Source organism: Halobacterium wangiae, from assembly GCF_021249345.1.
GTDB lineage: Archaea > Halobacteriota > Halobacteria > Halobacteriales > Halobacteriaceae > Halobacterium > Halobacterium wangiae.
The window spans coordinates 431,955-456,368 of record NZ_CP089588.1 but is presented as its reverse complement, the minus strand read 5'-3'; the positions used below and the strand labels follow the sequence as shown (position 1 = coordinate 456,368).

Here is a 24,414-nt window from a genome sequence, read left to right as displayed (position 1 = left end):
GGTCCCGAAAAATCGACGCGACCGACCGGTCACTCGACCGGCGGTGCGCGCGCAACCTCGTAGTCGCCGTCCTCTTCGACCCCCATCACCGCCCACTCGTAGGGCGGATCTACGCGGCGTAACTGTCGTTCCAGTGCGTCGGCCTCGTCCGCCCACGTGACGAAGCAGCGATAGCCGCTGTCGTCGGGCGTGTCGACGTTCTCTGTGACGGCGGAGACTCGTATCTCCTTCCAGTCGCGAGTCGCGGAGAACTCTGCGCCGTCACCTGCGAGACTGTACCCGAGGTCGGCGAAGATCGACCGGGCCTGCTCGTCGGGAGGGGTGGTAACAGTCCCCATGCGTACTACCCTTCGTGGAAGCGGGTTATAAGCTTTCCCACCATTCACCGAACGTCTGCCTGGCCCTGGCGATACTGGACGAACGTTTTGGAATCCTGTACAACGGTGGCTATTCGTCCGATTCGTGGAGTCGCCACCGCTGGTAGTAACAGTCCAGTCCCTCGTCGGTCTCCTCGAAGGTCAGCGGCTGGCGATTACCGCCCGCGTCCACCGTGTAGAACCGGTGGTCCGTCGGGTCGAGGGACTCCGGGAACGCAGTCACCGACTCCTCGCCGAGCGCCGTCTCGAACGTCGCCTGCAGCGTCCCACCGGTGGCCTCGACGTCCGCCGTCATCGCCGACCGGAAGGACTCGTAGCGACCCGCGACCCGCCGGCACTTCGCGCGGAGTGCGTAGAACGGCACCGCGTCGTCGGGGTCCTCGCCGCGGACGAGCGCCAGCAGCGCGCGGCCCACGAAACTCGGGTGGACCTCCGGTGACGTGTTCGCCAGCACCGCGACGCCGACTCCGGCGTCCTCCAGGAAGCCGACGTACGCCGACGATACGGCGAGGTCCCCCGAGTGCTCGACGAGTTCGTCGCCGAGCAGCGGCTGTCGCATCCACCCGTACCCGTACTGGTTGGCCGCCCCGTCGACGCGTTCCTGGCGCGTCGCGTGGGGCTCCTGGGCGAGGTCCAGCAGGTCGTCCGGGAGCACGCGCTCGTCGCCGTGCATCGCGAACTGGAGGTACGCCGCGAGGTCGCTGGCCGTGCTCAACAGGCCGCCCGCCGCTCCGACCCCCTTCACGGGGAACGCCGTCTCCTCTAGGTCGCCGTCGTCGAGGCGGTACGGCGTCATCCCGTCCGCGACGTCGCCGGGGTCCGCCCGCACCACCGAGCGGTCCATCCCGAGCGGGCCGAGCACCTCGTCGTCGACGTACTCCGGGAACGGCCGACCGTCGATCGCTTCAACGAGTTCGCCGAGGACGGTGTAGCCGGTGTTGTAGTAGAAGAAGCGCTCGCCGTCGGAGCGTTCGGCGAGCGAGTCGCGGACGTTCCGGCGGACGTCTGCGTCGGAGCTCAGCGGCGCCGTCGCCGCGTCGCCGCCGACGAACCGCGAGATGAGCGCGACGCTCGCGCCGTCGCTGGGCATCCCGGAGGTGTGCGAGAGCAGTTCGTGGACCGTCGGCGGGTCGTCGAGGTCCCGGAAGTACGGGACGTAGTCCGTCACCGGGTCGTCCACGGAGAGGTGGCCCTCGTCGACCAACCGGAGGACGCTCGTCGCGACGAACGACTTCGTCACCGACGCCACGCCGAACACCGTGTCCGGCGTCGCCGGCGCGTTCGACTCCAGGTCGCGGGCGCCGAAGCCGTCCGCGTACACGACGTGGTCGCCCGCTCGCGGCTGGTCGCCGCCTTCTCGCGGGCTTTGCCCGCTCGAACGGTGCGAGGAACTTCGTCCCTCGCCACTCGCGTCTTCCGCGGAGCGTGGCTCCGCGCAGTCCACGAGCGCCACACTCGCACCGGGGACGTGTTCGTCGGCCAGCCACTCGCTCACGAACGATTCGACTGCGTCCCTGGTCTCCGGGTCGAGTTCGTCGACGCGGCTCATACGACCGGGTACGACACGGAGCGCATAAAGACCGGGTTGGCGGAAGCTGAGCCGCGCAGGCCGGGGCGGACCGGCCCGCTACTCGTGCGCCGAGTCCCACTCGTCGGGCTTCTTGAAGTTCCCGCAGACGTTGCACTCGATGCGCCCCATCGAGTCCATCGCGTTGTCGACGGACTCGCAGTTCGTGCAGAACCAGCCCCAGCGGCGCTGTCTGTCCGGCGTCCGGTAGACGACGAGGAACGGGCCGTCCTGCCCGCGCTCGGCCTCGTCCTCGGCGACGTACAGCGTCTCCCCGTCGTCGGTCGCCACCGTCAACATGGCTCCACGTACCGGCTTGCGGCATTTATCAGTCGCGGTCGAAGCGCTCATTGGCCGTGCCCGCCTCCAGCCGACAATGGCGGTCCGTATCCTCCACTACTCCGACCTCGAGAACGTCTACGACACGCCCGAGCAGGCGGGGCGTCTCGCCTCACTCCTCCGGGACCGCGGGGACGCTATCGCCGCCGGCTCCGGTGACAACACCTCGCCGGGCGTGCTCTCGCTCGTGACCGAGGGCCGACAGGCGCTGGACCTCTACGACGCGGTCGACCCGGACGTCGCGACGTTCGGCAACCACGACTTCGACTACGGCGCCGACGTCACCGCCGAGATCGTCGCCGCCTCCCCGCAGACGTGGGTGAGCGCGAACGTCACCCGCGACGGCGACCCCATCGGCGGTGTCGAACCGTGGACTATCGACGCGCACGACGGCGTGCGCGTCGGCTTCCTCGGCGTCCTCGACGACGCCACGCCCGCGCTCAACCCGATGGCGAGCGACCTCACCGTCACCGACCCCGTCGCCGCGACCCGCGAGGCCGCCGCCGACGTCCGGGACGCCGGTGCGGACTACGTGGTCGTCCTCTCCCACCTCGGCCGCGACGACGAGGAACTCGCCGCAGCCACCGACGTGGACGCCGTCCTCGGCGGGCACATCGCCTCCGAGCGCGTCGAGCGCATCGACGGGACGCTCCTGACGCGACCGGGATCGGGCGGCGAGGTGGTACTCGACGTCGACCTCGAATCGGGCGACGTGACCCGGCGCGTCGTCGCCGACGAACCCGTCTACGAACCGCTCGCCGAGCGACTCCAGGAGCGCATGGACGAGACCGGACTGAACGACGTCGTCGGGGAAGTCGAGGACCCCCTGGAGCGCACCGAGCAGACGCTGTTCCGGGGGGAGTCCCGCATCGGGAACTTCGTCGCGGACGCCTACCGGTGGGCCGCGGGGACGGACGTCGCACTCCAGAACTCCGGCGGCGTCCGCGACGGCCCGGACATCGAGGGCGACGTGACGGTGTCGGACCTCGTCAGCGTCGTCCCCTTCGAGGAACCGGTGAGCGTCGCGGAACTCACCGGCGAGGAACTGCTGGACGTGTTCCACGGCGCGCGCGGTGGCTCCCTCGGCTTCGCGGAGCCCGAGTGGTGGCACGCCCACGTCTCGGGGGCAGAACTGGTGTGGGACGCGGACCGCGACGAACTCCTGGAAGCCACCGTCGACGGCGAACCAGTCGACCCCACCGCGACGTACACGCTCGCCACCACGGACTACCTGTTCTACTCCGACGACGAGTTCCCAGCGCTCGACGAGGCCCACCGCGTGGACCGCCTCGAGGTCCAGCACCGGGTGCTCGCCGACTACGCTCGCCAGCGCGGCATCGACCCCGAGATCGAGGGGCGCGTCGAACTCCACGCCGACGACTGAGCGGCGATCGGCGGGTGCCGTGGTCCGGCCGGGCCAACGGCTAAGGAGATCGTCGCCGTTCTCACACACATGGCCGACACAGACACCCGCCCAGAGCGCCCCGACTTCCACTTCACGCACGACGCTCCCCCGAACGAGGCGCTCCTCTGTGGGTTCTCCGAGTTCGGACTCGCCGGGCTCACCGCCGCCGACTACCTGGTCGACCACCTCGACCTCGAGCAGACCGGGCACGTCGCCGTCGAGAGCCTCCCGGCGATCACGCCCTTCGAGAACGGCGTGCCGCGCCACCACACGCGGTTCTTCTCGAAACCGGACGTCGACGTCACCGTGCTCGTCGGCGAACTGTTCATCCCGCTGCCGGCGGCCGAACCGTTCGCCAGGTCGCTGCTCGCGTGGATCGACGAGAACGACGTCGGCGAGGTAGCCGTGCTCTCTGGAGTCCCCGTCGCGCACGGGCCCGACGAACACCGCGCGTTCTACATCGCCACCGAGGACTACCGCGACGCGCGCCTCGTGGACGCCGACGTGCCGGCGATGGGGAACGGCTTCCTCGACGGTGTGAACGCCGAACTGCTCGCACGCGGCCTGGATTCGAACCTCCGCGCGTGCACCTACACGACACCCGTCCACGCACAGGTGCCCGACGTGGAGGCCGCAATTCGCCTCGTCGACGCCGCCAGCAGCGTCTACGACCTGGACGTGGACACGGGGCCCCTGAAAGCGTTCGCCGCGGAGGTCGCCCAGCACTACGAGAACCTCAGCGAGCGGATCCGGAGCCACGCCGAGGAGGAACGCTCCGAGGACCGCATGTACATGTGAAACGCGCGTCGTAGTCCCCACGAAGCATTTACCGCCTCCTGCCGACCGCCCCGGTATGAGACGACGCGCCCTCCTCGGCACCATCGCTTCGCTGGCGGTCGCTGGCTGTACGGGTACCGGTGCCCAGCCGTCCGGAAGCGACAGTACGACGACCACACGGGCCACCTCGACGTCGACTACGCAGCCGACCACCACCTCGGACGCCACGCCGGCGGAGTTACTCTCACTCGGCGTTCCGACGACACAGAGCGAATGCCCACTCGGCGACGAGGGACGGGCCGTCTGCTACCCCGAGCAGACCGGCGAGATTCTCTCGCTGACGCCCGACGACGACGAACTCGACCTGCCGACGGACTCGACGACGTTCACGCTCGCGAACGACACCGACTACGAGTACCACGCGAACTTCTACGGCTGGAAACTCTCGAAGCGCGTGCATGGCCAGTGGTTCCACGTCGCGCCGCAGTACTGGCCACAGCCACTCCACATGCTCCCCGCCGGCGAGTCCCACGAGTGGTCGTTCACGGTGGACAACTCCGAGACGCCGACCGGCGGGTCCTCGAGCGATAGCGACGTCGCGCTCGCGGGCCTCGGTGGTGGGGAGTACGCGTTCACCCTGCAGGGATGGTTCCCCCTCGGCGACAAGGACTCGTTCCACGTGGCGCTCGGCGCCCGCTTCAGGCTGAACGGCGACCAACTCGAACTGACGCCGACCGACGACGTCTCCGCGTCGCGGGACGGCGACACCGTCGTCGTGACCACCGGCGAGGAACCCGGGGAGGACGAAGAGCTGTCGGCGTTCGTCGTCGAACGCGAGGGGGTTCCAGCAGGCCGCCCCCTCCAGCGGTACGTCACCGAGCAACTCCTCAGACCGGGTCCCGGGACGGGCCGGACGACGCCGTACCGGAACACGATTCCGTTCTTCGAGGAGGGCGTCGAGACCGTTCGCCTAGAAGCACCGGACGCGACCGTCCCGCCGTTCGGCATCGACGAACCGGTCTACGTCGAGTACGAGGACGAACAGTACGAGGTCACGTCGGAGCGTCCGGCGTAGAACCGAGTCCGGCGGCCCTCAGTACTCCTCGACGCCCTCGTCGGTCACCACGACGTCGAGCAGGCGGGTCGGGGTCGCGTCGTACGCCGGATTCTCCACTTCGAAGCCCTCCGGGGGTTCACGGATGACCTCGCTGGGGTCGCGGAAGTCGTTCTCGAAGCGGAAGCCGTCGTCGACGAGTTTCGCGCTCGACCCCGAGACAGTCACGGGCGTGCCGATGTCGGCGGCCGTCGCGACCAGCGGGTACGTCCCGACGCGGTTGTAGTACGTGTCGTCGACGATGCAGTCCATCCCGAGGAGGACGCGGTCGCACTCCGGGAGGTAGTAGCCGGAGGCGCCGTCGACGATGAGCGTCGGGTCGATGCGGTCGATGGCCGCGAGCGTCCGCGCCGTCTTCCGGCCGAGGTGGCGCGGGCGGGCCTCCGTCACGAACACGTCGAGGTGTTTGCCGTCCTGGGCGGCGAGTTCGAGGGCCTCCAGCACGGTCGAGGAGTAGTCGTGGGTGAGCAGCGTCTGTCCGTCCTCGATGCGCTCGGCGGTAGCCTCTGCGGCCGCGTGTTTCGCGTTCTCGACGGTGTCGACCACGTCGTCGATGGCCGCCGCGGTGACCTCCTTGGCCTCCGCGACGGACGCGGGGTCGGCGTCCCGGACGCCCTCGACGATGGCGCGCTGGGTGGTCACCAGCGACGCGTGGGAGGCGTTCGCGCGGCGGAGGGCGTTGCTGTTCCGTTCGAGCGCCCGCACGTACTCCTCAACGGTCGGGTAGTCCTTGTCGAGGAGGTCCCGGAGCGCGCGAGCGGCCTTCACGGCGACGACCGAGGAGGAGTGCGTCCGCATCTCTCGGATCTCCTCGGCAGTCTCGTCTATCATAGTAGCTACCACCCGGGGTGCGACAAAAGGCCTTCCGAAGTAGGCCACTCGCGAGCCCTCCTCCCTCGTGAGCGGCGCGCTGCGCCGCTCGCTCGGTCGTCGCCCTCACAGTCCGCCAGGCTGCCGGCTGCCTACTGCCACGGGATTGTGCGCTGGTCGTGTACCGCTGCGGGGGCGTGTGTCGGTCGGTGACGCACCTCGGCAGTTTTTATACACCACAGCGCCGAACTCGGGCCGTGAACGAGAGTCACTCCCACCTGGAGGACCACCTCGACGAGGCGGGGACGGACGGCTACCTCGTCGACGCCGACGGCGAGGACAGCAACCAGTACTACCTCTCGGGGTACCACGCTCCGGACGACTTCGTCACGCTGTACGCGGACGGGGCGGTCAGGCTCCTCGTGCCCCCGCTGGAGTCCACGCGAGCGAGCGCCGACACCGACGCCGACAGCGTCCGGACGTTCCGGGAGTTCGGCTTCGCGGACGCGGTCGCGGACCACGGGCGGACGAAGGCCAGACCCGTCGCGACCGCCGGGTTCCTCGCCGAGTACGGCGTCGACTCCGTGTCGGTCCCGGTGTCGTTCCCGACCGGGACCGCGGAGGTCCTGCGCGACCACGGCATCGAGGTCGTCACGGACTACGACGACGTCCTGCTCAGCGCTCGGACGGTGAAGACCGACGCGGAGATCGACCACATCGCGGAGACCCAGCGCGCGACCGAGGACGCGATGGCAGTCGCCGAGGAGCTACTCGAACGCGCGACGGTCACCGACGGCGTGCTCCGTCTCGACGGCGAGGTGCTGACGAGCGAGCGGGTCCGCCGCGCGATCGAGGTCGCGCTCCTCGAGGACGGCTGTCGGGTAGACGACTGCATCGTCGCCGCCGGCGCCGACGGCGCGCTCTCACACGAGTCCGGGTCGGGTCCGATCCGCGCTGGCGAGCCGGTGATCGTCGACATCTACCCGCATAACGAGGCGTCGCGGTACTTCGGCGACATGACCCGGACGTTCGTGAAGGGCGACCCCGACCCGCAGGTTCGGGAGTGGTACGACCTCACCCGGGAGGCCTTCGAGGCGGCCCTGGACGCGATCGGGCCCGGCGTGACCGGTGAAACGGTCCACGGAGCGGTGTGTGACGTCTTCGAGCGCGAGGACTACCCGACGCTCCGGACCGACGAGTCGACCCAGGACGGCTTCTTCCATAGCACCGGACACGGGGTTGGCCTCGACGTCCACGAGATGCCCAGCCTCAGCGAGTTCGGCGGCGAACTCCAACCCGGCCACGTCGTGACGGTCGAACCGGGCCTGTACGAGCAGGGGACCGGCGGCGTTCGCCTCGAGGACCTCGTCTTCGTCACCGAGGACGGCTACGAGAACCTGAACGACTACTCCCGGGAACTCCGCGTGGTCTGACACGCCCACCAGTGGGGCGCTCGAGAACGCCCGTCGGCGAACGGCCTTTGCCGCTCGGGCGCGAACCCGTCGTATGGTCGCCGTGACGTACTACTGTCCGCGCTGTGGCGCCGTCGCCGAACTCGACCGCGACCCCTACATGGCGGACAAGTCCGTGACGCCGTTCCCGCTGGCGGGGTGGAAATACGTCAGTCCGTCGGACGACTACGAGGCCGACGACGCGGACGGCGTGCAGTTCGTCTGTGGGGAGGGCGACGTCGAGTGGTCACATCCTCCGCGCGAGGCCTCGGTTGGTAGAGCGGGGAGCGACGCAACCCGCGGCACAGACGCGGAGCAAGACGAGGAACCGGGCTGTGGCGAACCGTTCTACCTGAACTTCGTCCGCTACGAGGACGGCGAGGAGGTTCCGGGCGAACCCGAGTCCGAGTACGTCCAGTTGGCCGAGGGCGGCGGGCCGAGCGGCCCCCGCGGCCCGTCCGGACCCGGGTTCTCGCGCTGACGGCCAATGCGTCAGCAGCGAGACTGAAACCCACACGCTTTACTCGGCGGTGTTCCCACGTGGCTGTATGCCACCCATCACGCGCCGGAACGCACTCCGGGCGGGGGTCGTCTCGCTCGCCGCGCTCGCGGGCTGTTCCTCGGACTCCGGGTCGGGGTCGGGGACCGAGAACCCCCGCCTCGACAGCGTCCGGGTCAGCAACTCACTCTCGCAGTCTGTCTCCCTGGACCTCCAGCTCGAACTCGACGGCGAGGTGGTGTTCTGGTCCGACGTCGGCATCGAGGGGACAGACAGCGACGACGTCGGACAGAGCGTCCACGGCGCCACGTTCGAACCGCCGGCGTTCCCCCGGTCGCGCGGCGAGTGGCGGGTCCGGGCGCGCGTCCGCGACACCGACGAGACGTACACCACGCTGTTCACCAGCGAGACCACCGCGGAGTCCTGTCTCGCCCTCGGCGTGACCGTCCAGGAGGACGCCGTGGAGATCACGTACGTGGCGACCCACGACTGCGACGACGCGACGACGACCGCACAGTCCTGACCCCAGAAATCTTCACGGAACCCTTTTCGTCACACTCGCGGTACGTCCGTCCATGACCGTCCGTATCCTCCACTACGCAGACGTGGAGAACGCCTACGACACGCCCGAGCGCGTCGGTCGTCTCGCCGGCGCCATCGACGCCCTCCGCGACGACCACGTACCGACGCTCGTCACCGGTGGCGGCGACAACACCGGCCCCGGCGTCCTCTCGACGGCCTGCGGCGGCGCGCAGTCACAGGACCTCTTCGACGCCGTCGACCCGGACGCCGAGGTGTTCGGCAACCACGACTTCGACCACGACTACGACGCCGCGCGCCGCGCCGCCCGCGAGTTCCCGGGCGCGTGGCTGAACGCGAACGCGTACCTCGACGGCGACCGTTTCGCGGCCGACCACACGACCCCCTCGACGCTCGTAGACGCTGGGGACGTGACCGTCGGCCTCGTCGGCGTCACGGCAGAGACGACGCCGGACATCAACCCGGTAGCCAACGATCTGGCGGTCGGGGACGCGGTCGAAGCAGTCCAGGACGCCGAGCGCCACCTCCGCGACGCCGGCGCGGACCTGGTGGTCGTCATCTCCCACCGTGGCGACGACGAGGACCTCGCTCGCGAGACGTCGGCCGACGCCGTCCTCGGGGGCCACGAGCACGACGAAGTCGTCGCGCAAGTCGACGGGACGCTCGTCGCGCGCCCCGGCTCCAACGGCCACACGCTCCTCGAGGTCACGCTGGGCGGCGACGAGCCGACGGCTAGCCACCGCGAGACGGCCGACTACCCCGTCGACGAGTCGGTGGCGGACGCGCTCCGCGAGCGCCTCGACGAGACGGGGCTCTCGGAGACGGTCGCACACGTCGACGGGCCAGTGCGCCGGACGGAGCGCCACCTGAAGGGCGGCGAGAGCGCCGTCGGGAACTTCGTCACGGACGCGCTCCGGTCGGCCGGCGACGCCGACGTCGCGTTCGTCGTGGGCGGTATCAGGCAGGACGACCCGCTCGACGGCGAGGTGAGCGCCGCGGACATCCACGGCCTCTGTCCGTTCGACAACGAGGTGGTCGTCGCCGACGTCGACGGCGCCACGCTGCTCGACGCGTTCGCCGACCTCCAGTTGGCGGCCCGCTACCCGGACGACGACGTGCCGCCGTGGTGGTTCGGCCACGTCTCCGGCGCCAGGCTGGTGTACGACGACCGGGACTACTCGGTCGTGGAAGCGACTGTCGGTGGAGAGCCGGTCCACCCCGAGGAGACGTACGAGGTCGCGCTCTCGGACTACCACGTCGTGACCGACCACATCGTGCAGGCCATCGACGAGAGCGACGTGGTGCGGACGGTCGGCAGCCTCCGGGACGCGCTGGTCGAGCGGGCGCGAGAACACGGCGTGAACACGGAGACGGAGGGCCGCATCGAGCGGCCGTACCTCGACCAGCCGGTCGTGCAGTGACTACCCCTTGACGTTGCAGACGGGGAACGTCCGCACGACGAGGTCACCGATACCGAGCGCGTCCGAGACCCCGACCACCTCGTCGACGTCCTTGTAGACGCCGGGCGCCTCCTCCGCGATGGTCTCGCCGGAGGCCGCCTTCACGTAGATCTGGTTCTGCTCGCGGAGGCTGGTCTGGACCGCGCCGCCGCCGTACTCCCGCTTCGCCTGTGTGCGACTCATCAGGCGGCCCGCGCCGTGCGCCGTCGAGCCGAACGACCGCCCGAGAGACTCGTCGCCGCCCCTCAGCACGTAGCTCCCCGCGCCCATGCTCCCGGGGATGATGACCGGCTGACCGACGTCGCGGTACGCGGTCGGCACCTCCGGGTGGCCGGCGGGGAACGCGCGGGTCGCACCCTTCCGGTGGACGTAGAGGTCGCGCTCGACCTGCTCGCCGTCGCCGTAGAGGCTGTAGCCGTCCTCGACCTCGTGCACCGCGTGGCTCTCGCGCTTCGCGATGTTGTGTGCGACGTCGTAGAGGAGGTCCATCTCGAGGGCCTCCCACGACTGATCGAAGACGTCCGCGAACGTCTCGCGGACGGCGTGCGTGATGAGCTGTCGGTTCACCCACGCGAAGTTGATGGCGGCGCACATCGCGCCGTAGTACTCGTCGGCGAGTTCGGAGCCGGCGGGCGCGGCGGCGAGGTCCTTCTCCGGCAACTTTGCGAGGAAGTCGGGGTGTTCGTCTTCGATGCGCCGGAGGTAGTCCGAGCAGATCTGGTGGCCCAGCCCCCGGGAGCCACAGTGGATGAGGACGACGACCTGGTCCTCCGCGAGGCCGAACGCGTCGGCCGTCTCGGCGTCGTAGACGTCGGTGACGCGCTGGACCTCGAGGAAGTGGTTGCCCGATCCCAGCGACCCCATCTGGCTCGCGCCGCGGTCCTTGGCCTTCTTCGAGACGGCGTCCGGGTCGGCGTCCGGGCGCATCCCCTCGTCCTCGCAGTGCAGTCGGTCCTCGCGCGTGGCGTACCCCTCCTCGACGCACCAGTCGACGCCGCGCTCCAGGGCGGCCTCCAGGTCGCCGTGCGTGCCGTCGTGGACGCCGCCGCCACCCAGGCCGCAGGGCACCGCGTCGAACAGCGCGTCCACGAGGTCCTCCTCGCGGCCCTGGACGTCCTCGTACGTGAGGTCCGTCTTCACCATGCGGACGCCGCAGTTGATGTCGAAGCCGACGCCGCCCGGCGAGATGCAGCCGTCCTCGGCGTCGAAGGCGGCGACGCCGCCGACGGGGAAGCCGTACCCCTGGTGGCCGTCGGGCATACACAGCGCGGGCGCGACGACCCCCGGCATGCACGCGACGTTGCGCAACTGGCCGAGCGTGCGGTCGTCGCCGATGTGTTCGAGCAGCGCCTCGTTGGCGAGTACGCGGGCCGGGACGCGCATCGCGTCGTCTGCTTCGAGCTCCCAGACGTTCTCCTCGACCTCGTAGAGCGTCCGGTCGCCGGCGTCGAACGAGTTCATACTGAAGAGTCGGTGCGTCCCGTTGGTAGGCGTTTCGTCTACTGCCTACTCGGTCGCCGGTCGGTGCGGCGAGTGGTCGAGGACGACGCCGAGGCGCTCGTCGATGGACAGCGGGCCGCCGCCCGTGACGAACAGCGCGGACGTGAGCCCGAACAGCGTGACGTGGGCGAGCACCGGGTCGTCGGGCAGGCCGAACAGCGTCGTCGTCAACACGAGGAAGGCCGTCGCCGCGGTCGCCCGTGTGAACAGGCCGACAACGAGGAACACGCCGACCGCGAGTTCCGTCAGGCCCGCGCCGACGACCCACAGCCCCGGGTCGACGGGGACGACCGCCGTCAGGTCGTACTTCTCGACGACCTCCAGGGCGTGGCCCGGGTTCGCGAGTTTCTCCCAGAAGCCCAGCAGCGCGAAGTTGAACCCCAGTCCCACGCGGATCAGGGTGGGCGCGTACTGTTCGTACGGTTTGACGAGGCCGTGGAACCGTTCGACGGCGGGATAGATCGGTTCGAAGCGGCCGTAGACAGTGTGTTCGGTGGCCGCAACCTCCTTGAGCAGGTGGTCGGCGCTCGGACGGCCGCTCCCGAGGACCAGGATGCCGAGGAAGCCGCCGACGTACTCGCTGGCGAGCACGAGTTCCGGGCGCACCGCGAGGCTGGCGAGGTACGCGAGCAGGCCGACGAGCGCCACCACGCGGGTGCCGAGCCCGAACAGCAGGAGGAAGCCGATGGCGACCTGGAAGACGCGTGTCGGCGCCTGCACCGCCGGGGAGAAGAAGTAGCCGGCGAACCCCGCGCCGATCAGCGGCAGGCCGACGGCGAGCCGGAGCATCCACGGGACGAACTCGCGGTAGCCCCAGAGCGAGTTCCGGAGGGCCCGGACGTCCGCGCTGGCGGGCCGGTACCGGAGGAAGGCGACCATCGCGAGGACGACGGCGAGCCCCCCGCCACCGACGAGCGCGGCGTTCACCGGGTCGCTCAGCACGTCCGCGAGGAACGTCACGGCCCGGACGGTCGGTGCGCCGTCCACGACGTACCTGACGTGGCCGACTCCGTCGCCGACGGCTTCGAACATGGGCGGCGGTACGCTCCCACGACCGAAAAGCGTGGTCGTTCGTCGGGCCTACACGTCGAAGACCACGTAGCCGTGCCAGCCGTCCGCGCGCTCCTCGAGGACCATCTCGGAGTACGTCACGGCCTTCAGGTCGCGGCCGTGGACCGCCGCGAGGGGGACGCCGCGCGCACTCGCCTCGACGACCCACTCGCCGTCGACTTCGCGGACCGTGGCGTCGCTGTCCACGGGGAGGACGCCGCGCACGTCCCGCTCGTAGATGAGCCGGTCGAGGTAGTCGTAGAGCGCGCGCTCCCGGCTCCCCGCTCGCTCCTCCAGCGTGAACCGCTCGCCGGAGTCGGGGAAATCCTCGACCATCGCGGCCGCCATCCCGTCCGCGACGGCCGCGAAGAGGCCTCCCAGACTGTTCGCCTCGGCCTCCACGGCGACGTCCGCGGTGTGCTCCCGGAGGCGGAAGGTCACGAGGAACCACCCGCGAGCGTCGGCGCTCCGACGCGCGGCAGCGGCGCTCCTCGACGACGCGTCCGGTGGACTCGACCGGCACCGACTCGTTCCTCACCTGGCATCGTCCCACCAGAGGGCGACGAGTCGTAAACGCATTTTGGCGGACGGCGACGGTGGAATTATGGTCACGCGCCTGCTACCCCCTCTCAGTGAGCGTAACGGTCGACGAACGCGTGGTGCCCCCGGGGAACGCCGAGTGCCTCGAGAGCGCCTGGGAACTGAAAGAGCGGATCCGGGTCGAGGAGGGCCTCCTCAAGCAGCGACGGGGGTTCTTCGCCAACGCCTACCGCCGCTCGTCGGTCCACTGCTTCCTCGACGGCGACACCCTCGTCGGCTTCGCCGCCGCGCGCTCGGACGGCTACATCCTCTTCCTCGCGGTCGCACCAGAGTACCGCGGCCACGGCTACGGCGAACGCCTCGTCGCGTCGGTCGCCGGAGAGGCCGGGAAGGCGTCCTGTCACGCCCGCGTGACGAACGACAACGCCATCGAGTTCTACCGACACCTCGGGTTCACCGTCGAGCGCGAGATCGACGACTACTACGAGGACGGCGTCGGCGCGTACTACCTCCGCCTCGGCGACCGCGAGCGCATCCGCGACCGCATCTCCGAGATCCTCCGCGGCGACTAACCGATTTTCCCCTGGTAACCAGTCGGCTGACGAACGACACGCATTTACCACAGGTCGTCGTAGCCGACTGTCGACATGGAGGAACGGACGCGAGCGTATCTACGGGGTCGGTTCGGCGACTTCTACCGCCGAGCAGACGTCACGCTCCCGCCGCGGGCAGACGACCGCGAGTGGGGCCACATCCCGTGGACGTCGGGGCCGGACACGACGATGGTCCGCCACCAGTCCACGCTCGACCTCGGTGACACCGAGGCGTTCCTCCAGCGCGAACGCCCCCGCCACGTCTACTTCTCGGCGGGGTTCTACGACCACCCGGGCGCGAGCACGATGGAGGAGAAGCAGTGGCGCGGGTCGGACCTCGTCTTCGACCTGGACGCCGACCACCTCCCGAACGTCACGCTCGGCGAGGACTCCTACGCCCAGATGCTCGCGAAGTGCAAGGACGCCCTCTACCGCCTGCTGGACTTCCTCGAACGGGACTTCGGCTTCGAGGACCTCACGGTGACGTTCTCCGGCGGCCGCGGCTACCATGTCCACGTCCGCGACCCCGGCGTCTACGACCTCGAACGCGAGCAGCGTCGCGAGATCGTGGACTACGTCCGGGGGAACGAACTCGACCTCGACACACTCGTCAGCGAGGAGACGGTCGACGGCATCGGCCTGAAGAACCCGACCTCGAAGCGGACGCTCCCCGCGGACGGCGGCTGGGGTCGGCGGGTCACGGACCGCCTCGGGACGTTCGCCGACGACCTGCTCGCCCGCGGCGAGGACGACGCCGTCGAGTACCTCTCGGGGTTCGAGGGCGTCGGCGAGAAGTCGGCCCGCGCCATCTACAACGTCGTCGAGAACAACACCGAGGCGGTGAAGGCCGGCAACGTGGACGTCCACCCCGCGTTCCTGAAGGTCGCCCGGAAGTACGTCGCGGAGACCGTCGAGGCGGAGAACGCGCCCATCGACGAACCGGTGACGACGGACACGAACCGCCTCATCCGCCTGCCGGGGACGCTCCACGGCGGCAGCGGCCTCCACGTTCAGCGGCTCACCCGCGAGCAACTGGACGACTTCGACCCGCTGGTCGACGCCGTCCCGGAGACGTTCGTCGGCCACGACATCACGGTCGAGGTGAACGCCGAACGCACGCTCGAACTGCTCGGGGAAACGCTTACGGTACAACCGGGAGTCGTGTCGGTACCAGAGTACGCGGGCATCTTCCTGATGGCCCGCGGCACCGCCGAGAAGGCCAAAGAATGAAACTCGAAGACCTACGCGCGGCCCAGACCCGCGAGCGCGCGACCGACGGCCTCCAGGAGCTACGAGACTCGTTCTACGGCGACGTCGCGAACTACCTCGAGGAACTGAAGGAGCGACGCGACGCGGCCGCTGCGGCCGCCAGCGACCCGTTCGGCGACCCCGAGGTCCAGGAGCTGACGGACAAGATCGAGACCGCCGAGCAGGTCACGGAGGCCATCTACGAGCGACGGATGGGGAAACTCGTCAAGCAGGCCAGTCTCGCGGCCGCGGGGATGCCCGACGACGGGAACGGACTGACCGCCGAGGAGCGGGACCTCTACGAGGACCTCGTCGAGCGCATCGAGACGAACAAGTCCCACGTGCTGGACGTCATCTCCGGGAACGCAGAGACCAGCCACGGCACCGAGGCGGCGAGAGACGACCACGCCGACACGCGGTCGGCGGACACGTCGCCGCCCGGAGAGTCGCCCGCGAAACCGCCGGAACCGGAGTCTGCCGACTCCTCGGCGGCCGCGGCGATGGGCGGCGGTATGGACGACGACGAGGACTCGGGACCGGACCGCTCGGCGGACGCAGAACCCCCGGAAGCCGTCGGTGACCGCGGGACCGCAGACGACGCGGCGGACACGGACGAGGGTGGCGCGGACGTCGACCGCACGACGGTGCGCGTGACAGACGACGTCGGCGAGATCTTCGGCGTGGACGAGCGACCGTACTCCCTGGAAGCCGAGGACGTCGTGACGCTCCCCGAGGAGAACGCGGCGCCGCTGGTCGAGAAGGGTGCGGCCGAGGAACTGGAGTAGGGCGCTCGACGCACCGCTCGACCGCCTCTCTCTGCGGGAAGTTCATCGGTGCTGACGGTGTAGTTCTCGTATGCCGACAGTACAGACGAACGGCGTCGAGACGTACTACGAGCGCCGCGGGAACGGGCCGCCGCTCGTGTTCGTTCACGGCGCCATCCTCGACCACTCCCAGTGGACCCCGCAGGTGGAGGCGCTCGGCGAGGAGTACACGACTGTCGCGTACGACGTCCGGGGGCACGGCCGCACCGGCGGGTCGGACCGCTCGCCCTACGCTATCGACCTGTTCGCCGACGACCTCCGAGCGCTCGTCGAGGGACTCGACCTGGACCGGCCGGTGATCTGTGGCCTCTCGATGGGTGGCTGTATCGCCCAGGTGTACGCGGCGAGCTACCCGGACCGATTGCGTGGGCTCGTCCTCGCCGACACGTTCAGCCCGGACCTCGGCGGCTGGCGTGAGTGGCTCCAGCGCTCGGCCGTGCTGCGAGCGACCGTCCCGCCGGTCCGCCTCCTCGGCTACGAGCGCGTCGAGAAGGCGATGGTGTGGCTCCAGCAGCGCCTCCACGGCGAGGGCGTCGGCGGCGACTACGAGAAGATCGAACGGTTGCGAGCCGAGGGGCCGAAGCTGACCACCCCGGAGTTCGCGAAGGTGGTGCGGGCCGTCGCCGCGTTCCACGAGACGACCGTCGACCTCGCCGCGATCTCGGTGCCGACGCTGGTGCTGTACGGCGAAGACGAACCGGCGTTCGTCCGCCGGCACGCGCCCATCTTCGAGTCCGAGATTCCGGACGCCTCGATTCTGCAGGTACCGCACGCGGGCCACGCCTCGAACCTCGACAACCCCGCGTTCTTCACGGCAGCGCTGCGGGAGTTCCTGGCCGAGGTCTCCCCTGCGGAGTCGACGGTCGGCGGGACGGAGTGATTACTCCGTGAAACTGCGATTGCGGAAGGAGTAGCGTACTCGCCAGGAGGGCGAGTTTCACCGCGCGAACGAAGTGAGCGCGGGGAGTTTTTGGCGTCCTGTCGAGCGAAGCGAGACAGGGCTCGAGAGAGCTTTGCTCTCTCGGCGTAGCTTTTTGCGAGGTGGGTTCCCGCAGTGAGCGCGAAGCGCGAACGAGGAAACCCCCGCAGTAAAAAGGTCCTACTGGAACGCCCCGGGGGTGGTCTCCTCGGTCTCGGGCGCGTCGGCCTTCTCGAAGCGGCTCTCGATCTCCTTGTACTCCTCGCGGACGTCCTCGGTGACGCTCGGGACCACTTTGTCGAGGGCGTCCTCGAAGTGCGCCATGGTGACGCGGACGTTGCCGACGGACTCGGTGGCCTCCTCGGGGTCGACGGAGTTGATGAACTCGCGGGTCGCGTTCATCGTGGCCTCGCGGGCGAGCGCCTCGATGTCGGCGCCGACGAAGCCGTCCGTGCGCTCGGCGATGTCGTCGAGGTCGACGTCGTCGGCGAGGGGCTTGTTCCGCGTGTGGACTTCGAGGATGGCGCGGCGCGCCTCCTCGTCCGGCACGGGCACGTGGACGTGACGGTCCAGGCGGCCCGGGCGCAGCAGTGCGTTGTCGATGAGGTCGGGGCGGTTCGTCGTGGCGACGACCACGACGTCCTCCAGTTCCTCGATGCCGTCGAGCTCCGTCAGGAGCTGGCTGACGACGCGTTCGCCGACGCCGGAGTCGCTCATACCGCGGCCGCGTTCCCCGGCGATGGAGTCGATCTCGTCGAAGAACACCACGGTCGGTGCGTTCGAGCGAGCCTTCTCGAACACCTCGCGGACGCCCTTCTCGGACTCCCCGACGTACTTGTTGAGGAGTTCGGGGCCCTTCACGGAGATGAAGTTCGAGTTGGCCTCGTTGGCGACGGCCTTCGCGAGCAGGGTCTTCCCCGTGCCTGGCGGGCCGTACAGGAGCACGCCCTTCGCGGACTCGAGGTCCATCGAGTCGAACACCTCGGGGTAGTCGAGGGGCCACTGGATGGTCTCGCGGAGGCGTTCTTTGGTGTCGCCGAGGCCGCCGACCTGGTCCCAGGTGACGTCCGGCACTTCGACGAACACCTCGCGGAGCGCGGACGGTTCGATGCCCTTCAGCGCGTCCTTGAAGTCGCGTTCGGTGACGCGGATGGACTCGAGGAGTTCGGCGTCGATCTCGTTGGCTTCGAGGTCGATGTCCGGGCGGATGCGCCGGAGCGCGTTCATCGCGGCCTCCTTGGCGAGGCTCTCGAGGTCCGCGCCGACGAAGCCGTGGGTGTTCTCCGCGAACGCGTCGAGGTCGATGCCGTCAGAGAGCGGCATGCCGCGCGTGTGGACCTGGAGGATCTCCTTGCGGCCGTCCTGGTCGGGGACGCCGATCTCGATCTCGCGGTCGAAGCGGCCACCGCGACGGAGCGCGGGGTCGATGGCGTCGACGCGGTTGGTCGCCGCGATGACGGTGACGTCGCCGCGGTCCTCCAGCCCGTCCATCAGGCTGAGTAGCTGTGCGACGACGCGGCGCTCGACGTCACCCTGCGTCTCGCCGCGCTTGGGCGCGATGGAGTCGAGTTCGTCGATGAAGACGATGGCGGGCGCGTTCTCCTCGGCCTCGTCGAAGACCTCGCGGAGCTTCTCCTCGGACTCCCCGTAGTACTTCGACATGATCTCGGGGCCCGAGATGGTCTGGAAGTTGGCGTCGATCTCGTTGGCGACGGCCTTCGCGATGAGCGTCTTCCCGGTGCCAGGCGGGCCGTGCAGGAGCACGCCCTTCGGCGGTTCGATGCCGAGCTGCTGGAACAGCTCCGGGTGGCGCATCGGGAGCTCGATCATCTCGCGGACCTGTTCGAGTTCGCGGTCGAGGCCACCGATGTCCTCGTAGGCGACGTTCGGCGTGCCGTCGCCGCTGCCGCCGCCCGCGCCGGCGCCGGGCGCGATCTCCTCGGCGGGGCGTTCGGAGACCTGGATATCGGTGTCGTTGCTGACGACGACCGTGCCCTCGGGGTCAGTGTCGGCGATCTTGACGGGGATCTGCTGGCCGGAGACGGTGCTCATCCCGCCGAACCCGAAGGAGATGGGGATGGTCTGGCCGGCGGTGACGGGGCGCCCGCTCAGGCGGTCCCGGACCATCGGCGTGATGTCACCGCGTACGCGCAGGTTCTGCGGGAGCGCGACGGTGACCGCGGTCGCGGGCTTGATGTCCGCGGGTTCGACGGTGACGTGGTCGTCGATGCCGACGTCGGCTTCCTGGCGGAGGCGCCCGTCGATGCGGACGATGCTCTCGCCCTCGTCCTCGGGGTAGCCCGGCCAGACGCGCGCGACGGCGCGCCCCTGGTCGCTCTTCCCCTCGATGAGAACGTAGTCGCCGTTCTCGAGGCCGAGTTCCTCCATCGACTGTCGGTCGACGGCGGCCAACCCGCGGCCGGCGTCCTTCTGCTTGAGGGGTTTGACCGTGAGCTTCATAGTTCCACCTCGACAGTGACGACGCCGTTGTTGATAAACGCTTTCTCGACGGTTCCCTCGGGCGTTTCGAACTCGTGCTGGACGGGTTCACCCTCGTCCTCGACGACGAGGATGACGGTGTCCTCGACGACGTCGACGGTCGCCTCGTCGTCCGTCACGCCCAGGTCGGCCACGAGCACCTGCTCGTCGCCGTAGTCGTACCGGCGAGCCACCGCGTCGCTCCGTTCGGTGAGTGTGTCGAAATTCATTTGACTAACCTATGGTAATCCTTCTACACTTATAAAGTTGCCGCTGCCTGTGGGGGTACGGTGCGCCGTTTCTCCCTACGAGTAGAATTGCGGTTCACACCTTCGTAGGTGTTTTGGCACTGGTCGCCCTCGCCGGAATCATGGAGACGGTCACTCACGACGGCCGCGAGACCGCCTACCGCATCGTGGACCGCGGCGGCGACGGCGACCCACTGCTCTGCGTCCACGGCAGCGGCGGCACACACGCCGTCTGGAAGTCCCAGCTCGGTCGCCTCTCGCGAGACCGGCCCGTCGCCGCCCTCGACCTGAGCGGCCACGGCGACAGCGACGACGTATCCCTCGACCAGGGGTCGGACGCACTGGACGCCTACGCGCGCGACGTGGTCGCCGTCGCGGACGAGGTCGGGGCTCGCGCGTTCCTGGGGAACAGCCTCGGCGGCGCTCTCGTCCTCACCGCACTGCTGGACCACGACGCCGCCGTCGACGCCGCTATCCTCGCGGGCTCCGGCGCGAAGCTCTCGGTCCACGAGGACCTCCGGCGCTGGCTCGCGGGCGAAGACGGCGGCTTCGACGAGGCGATCGAGTTCCTCCACGGCGACGACCGACTGTTCCACGACCCGACCGACAGCGAACTCGCGTTCTCGAAGCGAGCGATGCGCGAGGCCGGCCGCGAAGTGGTCGAACGCGACTTCCTCTCCTCGCACGCGTTCGACGTCCGCGACCGCCTCGACGAACTCGACGTCCCCCTCCTGGCGCTCACCGGTGAACACGACGGCCTCACACCACCGGCGTTCCACGAGTACCTCGCAGCACACGTCCACCAGGGGGAGTGGACGACGCTCCCGGACGCCGCCCACCTCTCGATGCTGGAGGCGCCCGAGGCGTTCAACGACGCCGTCTCCGGTTTCCTGGGCGACGCCCTGGCACAAGGTTGATTCCGGCGGCCTCCGAGTCGGCAGCCATGGACACCGACAGCCTCGTCCCGGCCCTCCTCGCCGTGCTGGCCGTCGCGTCGATGGTCTACGGTCTGTTCGTGGTCCAGCAACCGATCCTGTACACTCTCGTCGCGGGCCTGCTCGCAGTCGTCTACGTCGTCTGGCGCCTCCTCCGGGCCAGCGCGTGACTCCGCCGAGACTTCAGTACAACGAGTCCACGTCCTCCTCGACGTGGCTGTGTTCGTCGGCGGGGAACTCGCCGCTCTCGACGGCCTCGACGTAGTCGCCGACGGCGTTCTCCATCTCCGATTTCACGTCGCCGAACTGCCGCGAGAACGGCGGACTGCGCTCGGAGAGCCCGAGGACGTCCGTGATCACGAGCACCTGGCCGTCGGTGTCGGGGCCCGCGCCGATACCTATGGTGGGGACGTCGAGGGCGTCGGTGACGTCGGCGGCGACGTTCGCGGGGACGTGTTCGAGGACCAGCGAGAACGCGCCCGCGTCCTCGTGTCGGCGGGCGAGTTCGAGGATGCGCTCGGCGGCGTCCTGGTCGGTTCCCTGCCGGAAGAACCCGCCGAGCTGGTTGACGTGCTGGGGGGTGAGTCCGAGGTGGGCCATCACCGGAATCCCGAGGTCAGTGAGGCGCTCGGTGAGTTCGACGGTGTGGGGGCCACACTCCAGTTTCACGGCGTCGGCGTCCTCCTCCTTGAGCATGCGCCCGCAGTTCCGGACGCTCTCGGACTGGTCGGCGCCGAAGCTGAGGAACGGCATGTCGGCGACGACGAGGGCCTCGTCGGTGGCGCGCGCGACGGCACCGGTGGCACTCGCGATCTCGTCGACGGTGACCGGGAGTGTGGTGTCGTACCCCAGGTTCGCGTTCCCCACGCTGTCCCCGACGAGGATTACGTCCACGCCAGCGTCGTCCACGATGCTGGCGGTCGGTGCGTCGTACGCGGTGAGCATCGTGAGCGGTTCGTCGTCGTCGTGCTGGCGGACGTGCTGAACGGTCGGCACGTCCTCCAGTCGGTGAGACTCCCTGTTAAACGTACTCGAAGCGACGCTCCGAACGGGGAAGTTAAGCCACCTGCCCGTCTGCGTTCGCGCGTGCCGGAGCTACAGGAGGAGACCGACCCGGACGGCGTCGACTACGGGTGGGTGATGCAGACGACGTTCGTCCTCACCATCGTCCTCGGAGCGCCGACTGTCGCCGGTCTCTCGCTGTTCTACACGCTCCCGACCTGGGAGGCGCGAGTGTCGTTCGCGGTCCGCGTCGGCGCCATCGTCTGGATCGTCACCGCGCTCGTGGCCTACTGGCTCGCCAGGAAGCGGGTTTAGACGCGGCGGAACGCGGTCCCGGCGCGGTCCGCGGTCGTCTCGTCCGAGGAGGAGTCGCCGACGAACAGCGCGCGCTCCGGGTCGACGTCGAGTTCGTCGAGCACCCACGTCAGCGCCCGCGGGTCGGGCTTGCGCGCCGGGACGGTGTCTCGGCCCGCGACCACCTCGAAGTTGTCGAGGATGTCGTGGCGCTCCAGGGCGATCCGGCAGGCCGCCTCGCAGTTCAGCGAGCAGACGCCCAGCGGGACGTCGAGATCCGCGAGTTCGTCGGCGCACGGCAGGCGTTCGGAGCGCGTCGCGCCGTCGCGCTCGTGCTCGGCGATGATGTCGTTGACGTCCTCGCCGATACCGGCGTCCTCGGCGGCGTCCAGCAGCCCCCACGTGTCGAAGTTGTCGGGGTCCACGTCGGCCTCGCGGAGTCGCACGGCGACGTCGCGTTCGACCTGCTCCCAGTCGACGTCGAGTCGCGCGAGCGTTCCGTCGAGGTCGTAGACCACCGCGTCGTAGTCGTCGGTCACGACACCACCTTCTCACCTGGGGCGTTAGAAAGTTCCGTGCGGCGACACCGACCGGCAGGACTTTTGGCCCGTGCCGTCGGAGTGTGGGTGTGATGCTATCGCGGATTCGTGAGGACGTCCGCACGATGCGGCGCCGGGACCCCGCCGCACGCGACGACCTCACGGTCTTCCTCGTCTACCCCGGCCTCCACGCGGTGTGGTTCCACGTCTTCCTCGCCGCACCGTTGTACGAGCGCTGGCCGCTGCTTGGCCGACTCGTCGCCCACTTCGTGCGCTTCGGCACGGGCGTCGAGATCCACCCGGGGGCCGACATCGGTCGCCGCGTCACCATCGACCACGGCGCCGGCGTGGTCGTCGGCGAGACGGCCGTCGTCGGCGACGACGTCCACATGTACCACGGCGTCACCCTCGGCGGCGACGACCCGCGGCCGGTGAAGCGCCACCCCACGGTCGGACCGGGCGCGACCATCGGCGCGAACGCGTCGCTCATCGGTCCCATCGAGGTGGGAGCGGACGCGACCATCGGCGCGGGATCGGTCGTCACGCGGGACGTCCCGCCGGAGACGACGGTCGCCGGTATCCCTGCGAAACCGGTCGGCAGTGGCGAAGCGGAGCCGGAACGCGAGTCCGACGACTGAGTCAGTCCAGCAGGTCCCGGGCGATGACCTCCTTCTGGATCTCGCTGGTGCCCTCGTAGATGGTCGTGATCTTCGAGTCGCGGTAGAACCGCTCGACGTCGAAGTCCGTGGTGTAGCCGTAGCCGCCGTGGATCTGGACCGCCTCGTTGGTCACGTCGACGGCCGCCTCGCTGGCGAAGTACTTCGCCTGCGCGGCCGCCCCGCGGTGGTCCTCTCCAGCGTCGGCGAGTCGCGCGGCGTCGCGTGCGAGCAGGCGCGCGGCCCGCGTCTGGGTCTGCATGTCCGCGAGTTTGTGGCGGATCGTCTGGATCTCGGAGAGCGCCTTGTCGAACTGCTCGCGCTCGTGGGCGTACTCCACGGCGGCGTCGAGGCCCGCCTGCGCGAGACCGACCGCCTGCGACGCGATGCCGATACGGCCGCCAGTGAGGATGTGCAGCGCCGCGGACAGCCCACGGCCCTCCTCAGTCAGCCTGTACTCCGCGGGAATCCGGCAGTCGTCGAACAGCAGTGCGGTGGTGTCGCTCGCGCGCAGGCCGAGTTTGTCTTCCTTCTTCCCCACCTCGACGCCGTCGGCGTCCTTCGGCACGAGGAACTGGGTGATCTTGTCGTCGTCGCCGTCCACCTTCGCGAACACGATGGCGACGCCCGAGCGCTTCCCGTTCGTGATCCACTGCTTCTTGCCGTTCAGGACGTACTCGTCGCCGTCCTCGACGGCCGTCGTCGACATCTGGGCGGGGTTCGAACCGGCGTCGGGCTCCGAGAGCGCGAACGCGCCCACGGGTCGGCCGTCGGCCATCTCCGGCAGCCACTCCTCCTTCACTGCCTCGCTGCCGAACTCCGCGATACACGACGTCGCGAGGCAGTGCACGGAGAGCGCGGTGGCCACGGAGAGCGCGCCGTACGCCACCTCCTCGTTGACGACGCTGTAGGTCACGCTGTCCACGTCGAGGCCGCCGTACTCCTCGGGGACGGTCATCGCCGTCACCTCCATCTCCGCGAGGCCGTCCCACGCCGCCTCGGGGAACGTCTGCTCGCGGTCGGTCTCGGCCGCCGTCGGGCGAATCTCCTCGTCCGCGAACTCCCTGACGGCGTCCCGGATGTGCCGCTGTTCGGCGGTCAGGTCCATGGGTGACCTATTCGGAGGGGTTGAAAAAAGGTGTCCGGTTCTGAGTTCGTTCGAGTCGTCTCGTCGTTTCGCCGGAGTCAGGGACTTCGAGGTGGAGAAAGCCCCGGCGCGCTCGACTCGGGGGACTCGCTGTGCGCCTCG

At 69.3% G+C, this 24,414-nt stretch carries 27 protein-coding genes; 15 read left to right on the top strand and 12 right to left on the bottom strand.

Features of this window, described 5'->3' with window-relative positions:
• Nucleotides 1-29 precede the first annotated feature (29 nt).
• From LT965_RS02450 to LT965_RS02440, 3 genes are all read right to left on the bottom strand, one after another.
• Complete coding sequence (locus LT965_RS02450; RefSeq protein WP_232702428.1) at nucleotides 30-338, bottom strand: DUF7116 family protein; 309 nt, start codon at nucleotides 336-338, stop codon at nucleotides 30-32.
• A gap of 109 nt (nucleotides 339-447) precedes the next feature.
• On the bottom strand, nucleotides 448-1,926 hold the full coding sequence (locus LT965_RS02445) for a serine hydrolase domain-containing protein (RefSeq protein ID WP_232702427.1): 1,479 nt from the start codon (nucleotides 1,924-1,926) through the stop codon (nucleotides 448-450).
• A 78-nt stretch (nucleotides 1,927-2,004) separates the two neighbouring features.
• The gene (locus LT965_RS02440; RefSeq protein ID WP_232702426.1) at nucleotides 2,005-2,244 is read right to left on the bottom strand and encodes a DUF5816 domain-containing protein; all 240 of its coding nucleotides are present in this window, start codon (nucleotides 2,242-2,244) and stop codon (nucleotides 2,005-2,007) included.
• A gap of 76 nt (nucleotides 2,245-2,320) precedes the next feature.
• On the opposite strand from LT965_RS02440, the gene LT965_RS02435 reads away from it, so the two are divergent.
• The 3 genes from LT965_RS02435 (at nucleotide 2,321) to LT965_RS02425 (ending at nucleotide 5,540) form a co-directional block, all read left to right on the top strand.
• Complete coding sequence (locus LT965_RS02435; RefSeq protein WP_232702425.1) at nucleotides 2,321-3,667, top strand: bifunctional metallophosphatase/5'-nucleotidase; 1,347 nt, start codon at nucleotides 2,321-2,323, stop codon at nucleotides 3,665-3,667.
• 69 nt (nucleotides 3,668-3,736) lie between these two features.
• Entirely contained in the window at nucleotides 3,737-4,486 is a 750-nt protein-coding gene (locus LT965_RS02430; protein ID WP_232702424.1) for a proteasome assembly chaperone family protein, read from the top strand.
• A 55-nt stretch (nucleotides 4,487-4,541) separates the two neighbouring features.
• Entirely contained in the window at nucleotides 4,542-5,540 is a 999-nt protein-coding gene (locus tag LT965_RS02425; protein ID WP_232702423.1) for a hypothetical protein, read from the top strand.
• 18 nt (nucleotides 5,541-5,558) lie between these two features.
• Here LT965_RS02425 and LT965_RS02420 read toward each other — a convergent pair whose 3' ends face one another.
• Nucleotides 5,559-6,410, bottom strand: coding sequence for an eIF2B alpha/beta/delta subunit family protein (locus LT965_RS02420; protein ID WP_232702422.1), 852 nt, complete (start codon nucleotides 6,408-6,410; stop codon nucleotides 5,559-5,561).
• 236 nt (nucleotides 6,411-6,646) lie between these two features.
• On the opposite strand from LT965_RS02420, the gene LT965_RS02415 reads away from it, so the two are divergent.
• The 4 genes from LT965_RS02415 to LT965_RS02400 all read left to right on the top strand — a co-directional run bounded on the left by LT965_RS02415 (nucleotide 6,647) and on the right by LT965_RS02400 (nucleotide 10,300).
• Nucleotides 6,647-7,822 carry a M24 family metallopeptidase gene (locus LT965_RS02415; RefSeq protein ID WP_232702421.1) on the top strand — a complete coding sequence of 392 codons (1,176 nt, stop codon included), beginning with the start codon at nucleotides 6,647-6,649 and terminating at the stop codon, nucleotides 7,820-7,822.
• Nucleotides 7,823-7,895: 73 nt separating this feature from the next.
• Nucleotides 7,896-8,321, top strand: a complete 426-nt coding sequence (locus tag LT965_RS02410; protein WP_232702420.1) for a DUF7969 family protein — start codon at nucleotides 7,896-7,898, stop codon at nucleotides 8,319-8,321.
• Between the two features lie 67 nt (nucleotides 8,322-8,388).
• Complete coding sequence (locus LT965_RS02405) at nucleotides 8,389-8,862, top strand: hypothetical protein (protein ID WP_232702419.1); 474 nt, start codon at nucleotides 8,389-8,391, stop codon at nucleotides 8,860-8,862.
• Between the two features lie 52 nt (nucleotides 8,863-8,914).
• Nucleotides 8,915-10,300, top strand: a complete 1,386-nt coding sequence (locus LT965_RS02400) for a bifunctional metallophosphatase/5'-nucleotidase (protein ID WP_232702418.1) — start codon at nucleotides 8,915-8,917, stop codon at nucleotides 10,298-10,300.
• Here the strand turns inward: LT965_RS02400 and LT965_RS02395 are convergent, their stop codons facing one another.
• The 3 genes from LT965_RS02395 to LT965_RS02385 are packed head-to-tail and all read right to left on the bottom strand — an operon-like array spanning nucleotide 10,301 to nucleotide 13,330.
• Nucleotides 10,301-11,800 carry an RtcB family protein gene (locus LT965_RS02395; RefSeq protein WP_232702417.1) on the bottom strand — a complete coding sequence of 500 codons (1,500 nt, stop codon included), beginning with the start codon at nucleotides 11,798-11,800 and terminating at the stop codon, nucleotides 10,301-10,303.
• Between the two features lie 45 nt (nucleotides 11,801-11,845).
• Nucleotides 11,846-12,871 (bottom strand): DoxX family protein, encoded by a 1,026-nt coding sequence (locus LT965_RS02390; RefSeq protein ID WP_232702416.1) that lies wholly within the window; start codon nucleotides 12,869-12,871, stop codon nucleotides 11,846-11,848.
• Nucleotides 12,872-12,919: 48 nt separating this feature from the next.
• Nucleotides 12,920-13,330, bottom strand: coding sequence for an archease (locus tag LT965_RS02385; RefSeq protein WP_232702415.1), 411 nt, complete (start codon nucleotides 13,328-13,330; stop codon nucleotides 12,920-12,922).
• 191 nt (nucleotides 13,331-13,521) lie between these two features.
• On the opposite strand from LT965_RS02385, the gene LT965_RS02380 reads away from it, so the two are divergent.
• From LT965_RS02380 to LT965_RS02365, 4 genes are all read left to right on the top strand, one after another.
• Nucleotides 13,522-14,001: a GNAT family N-acetyltransferase gene (locus LT965_RS02380; RefSeq protein WP_232702414.1), complete on the top strand. Its 480-nt coding sequence runs from the start codon at nucleotides 13,522-13,524 to the stop codon at nucleotides 13,999-14,001.
• Nucleotides 14,002-14,076: 75 nt separating this feature from the next.
• The gene (gene priS, locus LT965_RS02375) at nucleotides 14,077-15,252 is read left to right on the top strand and encodes a DNA primase small subunit PriS (RefSeq protein WP_232702413.1); all 1,176 of its coding nucleotides are present in this window, start codon (nucleotides 14,077-14,079) and stop codon (nucleotides 15,250-15,252) included.
• The gene (locus tag LT965_RS02370; protein WP_232702412.1) at nucleotides 15,249-16,055 is read left to right on the top strand and encodes a hypothetical protein; all 807 of its coding nucleotides are present in this window, start codon (nucleotides 15,249-15,251) and stop codon (nucleotides 16,053-16,055) included. The genes priS and LT965_RS02370 overlap by 4 nt, the downstream gene beginning before the upstream one ends.
• Before the next feature lie 70 nt (nucleotides 16,056-16,125).
• Nucleotides 16,126-16,974, top strand: a complete 849-nt coding sequence (locus LT965_RS02365) for an alpha/beta fold hydrolase (protein ID WP_232702411.1) — start codon at nucleotides 16,126-16,128, stop codon at nucleotides 16,972-16,974.
• Between the two features lie 219 nt (nucleotides 16,975-17,193).
• On the opposite strand, the gene LT965_RS02360 is transcribed toward LT965_RS02365, so the two are convergent.
• Both LT965_RS02360 and LT965_RS02355 read right to left on the bottom strand, forming a co-directional pair.
• Nucleotides 17,194-19,473 carry a CDC48 family AAA ATPase gene (locus tag LT965_RS02360; protein ID WP_232702410.1) on the bottom strand — a complete coding sequence of 760 codons (2,280 nt, stop codon included), beginning with the start codon at nucleotides 19,471-19,473 and terminating at the stop codon, nucleotides 17,194-17,196.
• Nucleotides 19,470-19,721, bottom strand: a complete 252-nt coding sequence (locus LT965_RS02355; RefSeq protein ID WP_232702409.1) for a DUF7127 family protein — start codon at nucleotides 19,719-19,721, stop codon at nucleotides 19,470-19,472. The genes LT965_RS02360 and LT965_RS02355 overlap by 4 nt, the downstream gene beginning before the upstream one ends.
• A 140-nt stretch (nucleotides 19,722-19,861) precedes the next feature.
• Between LT965_RS02355 and LT965_RS02350 the strand changes: the two genes are divergently transcribed.
• Together LT965_RS02350 and LT965_RS02345 are read left to right on the top strand one after the other, a co-directional pair.
• Complete coding sequence (locus tag LT965_RS02350; RefSeq protein ID WP_232702408.1) at nucleotides 19,862-20,656, top strand: alpha/beta fold hydrolase; 795 nt, start codon at nucleotides 19,862-19,864, stop codon at nucleotides 20,654-20,656.
• Nucleotides 20,657-20,682: 26 nt separating this feature from the next.
• Entirely contained in the window at nucleotides 20,683-20,844 is a 162-nt protein-coding gene (locus LT965_RS02345) for a DUF8066 domain-containing protein (RefSeq protein WP_232702407.1), read from the top strand.
• A gap of 13 nt (nucleotides 20,845-20,857) precedes the next feature.
• Here LT965_RS02345 and panB read toward each other — a convergent pair whose 3' ends face one another.
• The gene (panB, locus tag LT965_RS02340; protein WP_232702406.1) at nucleotides 20,858-21,670 is read right to left on the bottom strand and encodes a 3-methyl-2-oxobutanoate hydroxymethyltransferase; all 813 of its coding nucleotides are present in this window, start codon (nucleotides 21,668-21,670) and stop codon (nucleotides 20,858-20,860) included.
• Between the two features lie 90 nt (nucleotides 21,671-21,760).
• On the opposite strand from panB, the gene LT965_RS02335 reads away from it, so the two are divergent.
• Nucleotides 21,761-21,991, top strand: a complete 231-nt coding sequence (locus LT965_RS02335) for a DUF5822 domain-containing protein (RefSeq protein WP_232702405.1) — start codon at nucleotides 21,761-21,763, stop codon at nucleotides 21,989-21,991.
• On the opposite strand, the gene LT965_RS02330 is transcribed toward LT965_RS02335, so the two are convergent.
• Entirely contained in the window at nucleotides 21,988-22,509 is a 522-nt protein-coding gene (locus tag LT965_RS02330) for an HAD family hydrolase (RefSeq protein WP_232702404.1), read from the bottom strand. The two genes, LT965_RS02335 and LT965_RS02330, sit on opposite strands and share 4 nt — an antisense overlap.
• A 92-nt stretch (nucleotides 22,510-22,601) precedes the next feature.
• On the opposite strand from LT965_RS02330, the gene cysE reads away from it, so the two are divergent.
• The gene (gene cysE, locus LT965_RS02325; protein ID WP_232702403.1) at nucleotides 22,602-23,147 is read left to right on the top strand and encodes a serine O-acetyltransferase; all 546 of its coding nucleotides are present in this window, start codon (nucleotides 22,602-22,604) and stop codon (nucleotides 23,145-23,147) included.
• Nucleotide 23,148: 1 nt separating this feature from the next.
• Here the strand turns inward: cysE and LT965_RS02320 are convergent, their stop codons facing one another.
• Nucleotides 23,149-24,273: an acyl-CoA dehydrogenase family protein gene (locus LT965_RS02320; RefSeq protein WP_232702402.1), complete on the bottom strand. Its 1,125-nt coding sequence runs from the start codon at nucleotides 24,271-24,273 to the stop codon at nucleotides 23,149-23,151.
• Nucleotides 24,274-24,414 lie beyond the last annotated feature (141 nt).

Excerpts from the sequence above, each read along its gene's own strand:
- LT965_RS02440 (WP_232702426.1), bottom strand. The coding sequence starts at position 2,244 with ATGTTGACGGTGGCGACCGACGACGGGGAGACGCTGTACGTCGCCGAG.
- LT965_RS02450 (WP_232702428.1), bottom strand. The coding sequence starts at position 338 with ATGGGGACTGTTACCACCCCTCCCGACGAGCAGGCCCGGTCGATCTTC.
- LT965_RS02360 (WP_232702410.1), bottom strand. The coding sequence starts at position 19,473 with ATGAAGCTCACGGTCAAACCCCTCAAGCAGAAGGACGCCGGCCGCGGG.
- LT965_RS02430 (WP_232702424.1), top strand. The coding sequence starts at position 3,737 with ATGGCCGACACAGACACCCGCCCAGAGCGCCCCGACTTCCACTTCACG.
- LT965_RS02320 (WP_232702402.1), bottom strand. The coding sequence starts at position 24,273 with ATGGACCTGACCGCCGAACAGCGGCACATCCGGGACGCCGTCAGGGAG.
- LT965_RS02435 (WP_232702425.1), top strand. The coding sequence starts at position 2,321 with ATGGCGGTCCGTATCCTCCACTACTCCGACCTCGAGAACGTCTACGAC.
- LT965_RS02355 (WP_232702409.1), bottom strand. The coding sequence starts at position 19,721 with ATGAATTTCGACACACTCACCGAACGGAGCGACGCGGTGGCTCGCCGG.
- LT965_RS02420 (WP_232702422.1), bottom strand. The coding sequence starts at position 6,410 with ATGATAGACGAGACTGCCGAGGAGATCCGAGAGATGCGGACGCACTCC.
- LT965_RS02400 (WP_232702418.1), top strand. The coding sequence starts at position 8,915 with ATGACCGTCCGTATCCTCCACTACGCAGACGTGGAGAACGCCTACGAC.
- priS (WP_232702413.1), top strand. The coding sequence starts at position 14,077 with ATGGAGGAACGGACGCGAGCGTATCTACGGGGTCGGTTCGGCGACTTC.
- LT965_RS02350 (WP_232702408.1), top strand. The coding sequence starts at position 19,862 with ATGGAGACGGTCACTCACGACGGCCGCGAGACCGCCTACCGCATCGTG.
- LT965_RS02370 (WP_232702412.1), top strand. The coding sequence starts at position 15,249 with ATGAAACTCGAAGACCTACGCGCGGCCCAGACCCGCGAGCGCGCGACC.
- LT965_RS02425 (WP_232702423.1), top strand. The coding sequence starts at position 4,542 with ATGAGACGACGCGCCCTCCTCGGCACCATCGCTTCGCTGGCGGTCGCT.
- LT965_RS02445 (WP_232702427.1), bottom strand. The coding sequence starts at position 1,926 with ATGAGCCGCGTCGACGAACTCGACCCGGAGACCAGGGACGCAGTCGAA.
- LT965_RS02365 (WP_232702411.1), top strand. The coding sequence starts at position 16,126 with ATGCCGACAGTACAGACGAACGGCGTCGAGACGTACTACGAGCGCCGC.
- LT965_RS02345 (WP_232702407.1), top strand. The coding sequence starts at position 20,683 with ATGGACACCGACAGCCTCGTCCCGGCCCTCCTCGCCGTGCTGGCCGTC.
- LT965_RS02390 (WP_232702416.1), bottom strand. The coding sequence starts at position 12,871 with ATGTTCGAAGCCGTCGGCGACGGAGTCGGCCACGTCAGGTACGTCGTG.
- cysE (WP_232702403.1), top strand. The coding sequence starts at position 22,602 with ATGCTATCGCGGATTCGTGAGGACGTCCGCACGATGCGGCGCCGGGAC.
- LT965_RS02405 (WP_232702419.1), top strand. The coding sequence starts at position 8,389 with ATGCCACCCATCACGCGCCGGAACGCACTCCGGGCGGGGGTCGTCTCG.
- LT965_RS02410 (WP_232702420.1), top strand. The coding sequence starts at position 7,896 with ATGGTCGCCGTGACGTACTACTGTCCGCGCTGTGGCGCCGTCGCCGAA.
- LT965_RS02395 (WP_232702417.1), bottom strand. The coding sequence starts at position 11,800 with ATGAACTCGTTCGACGCCGGCGACCGGACGCTCTACGAGGTCGAGGAG.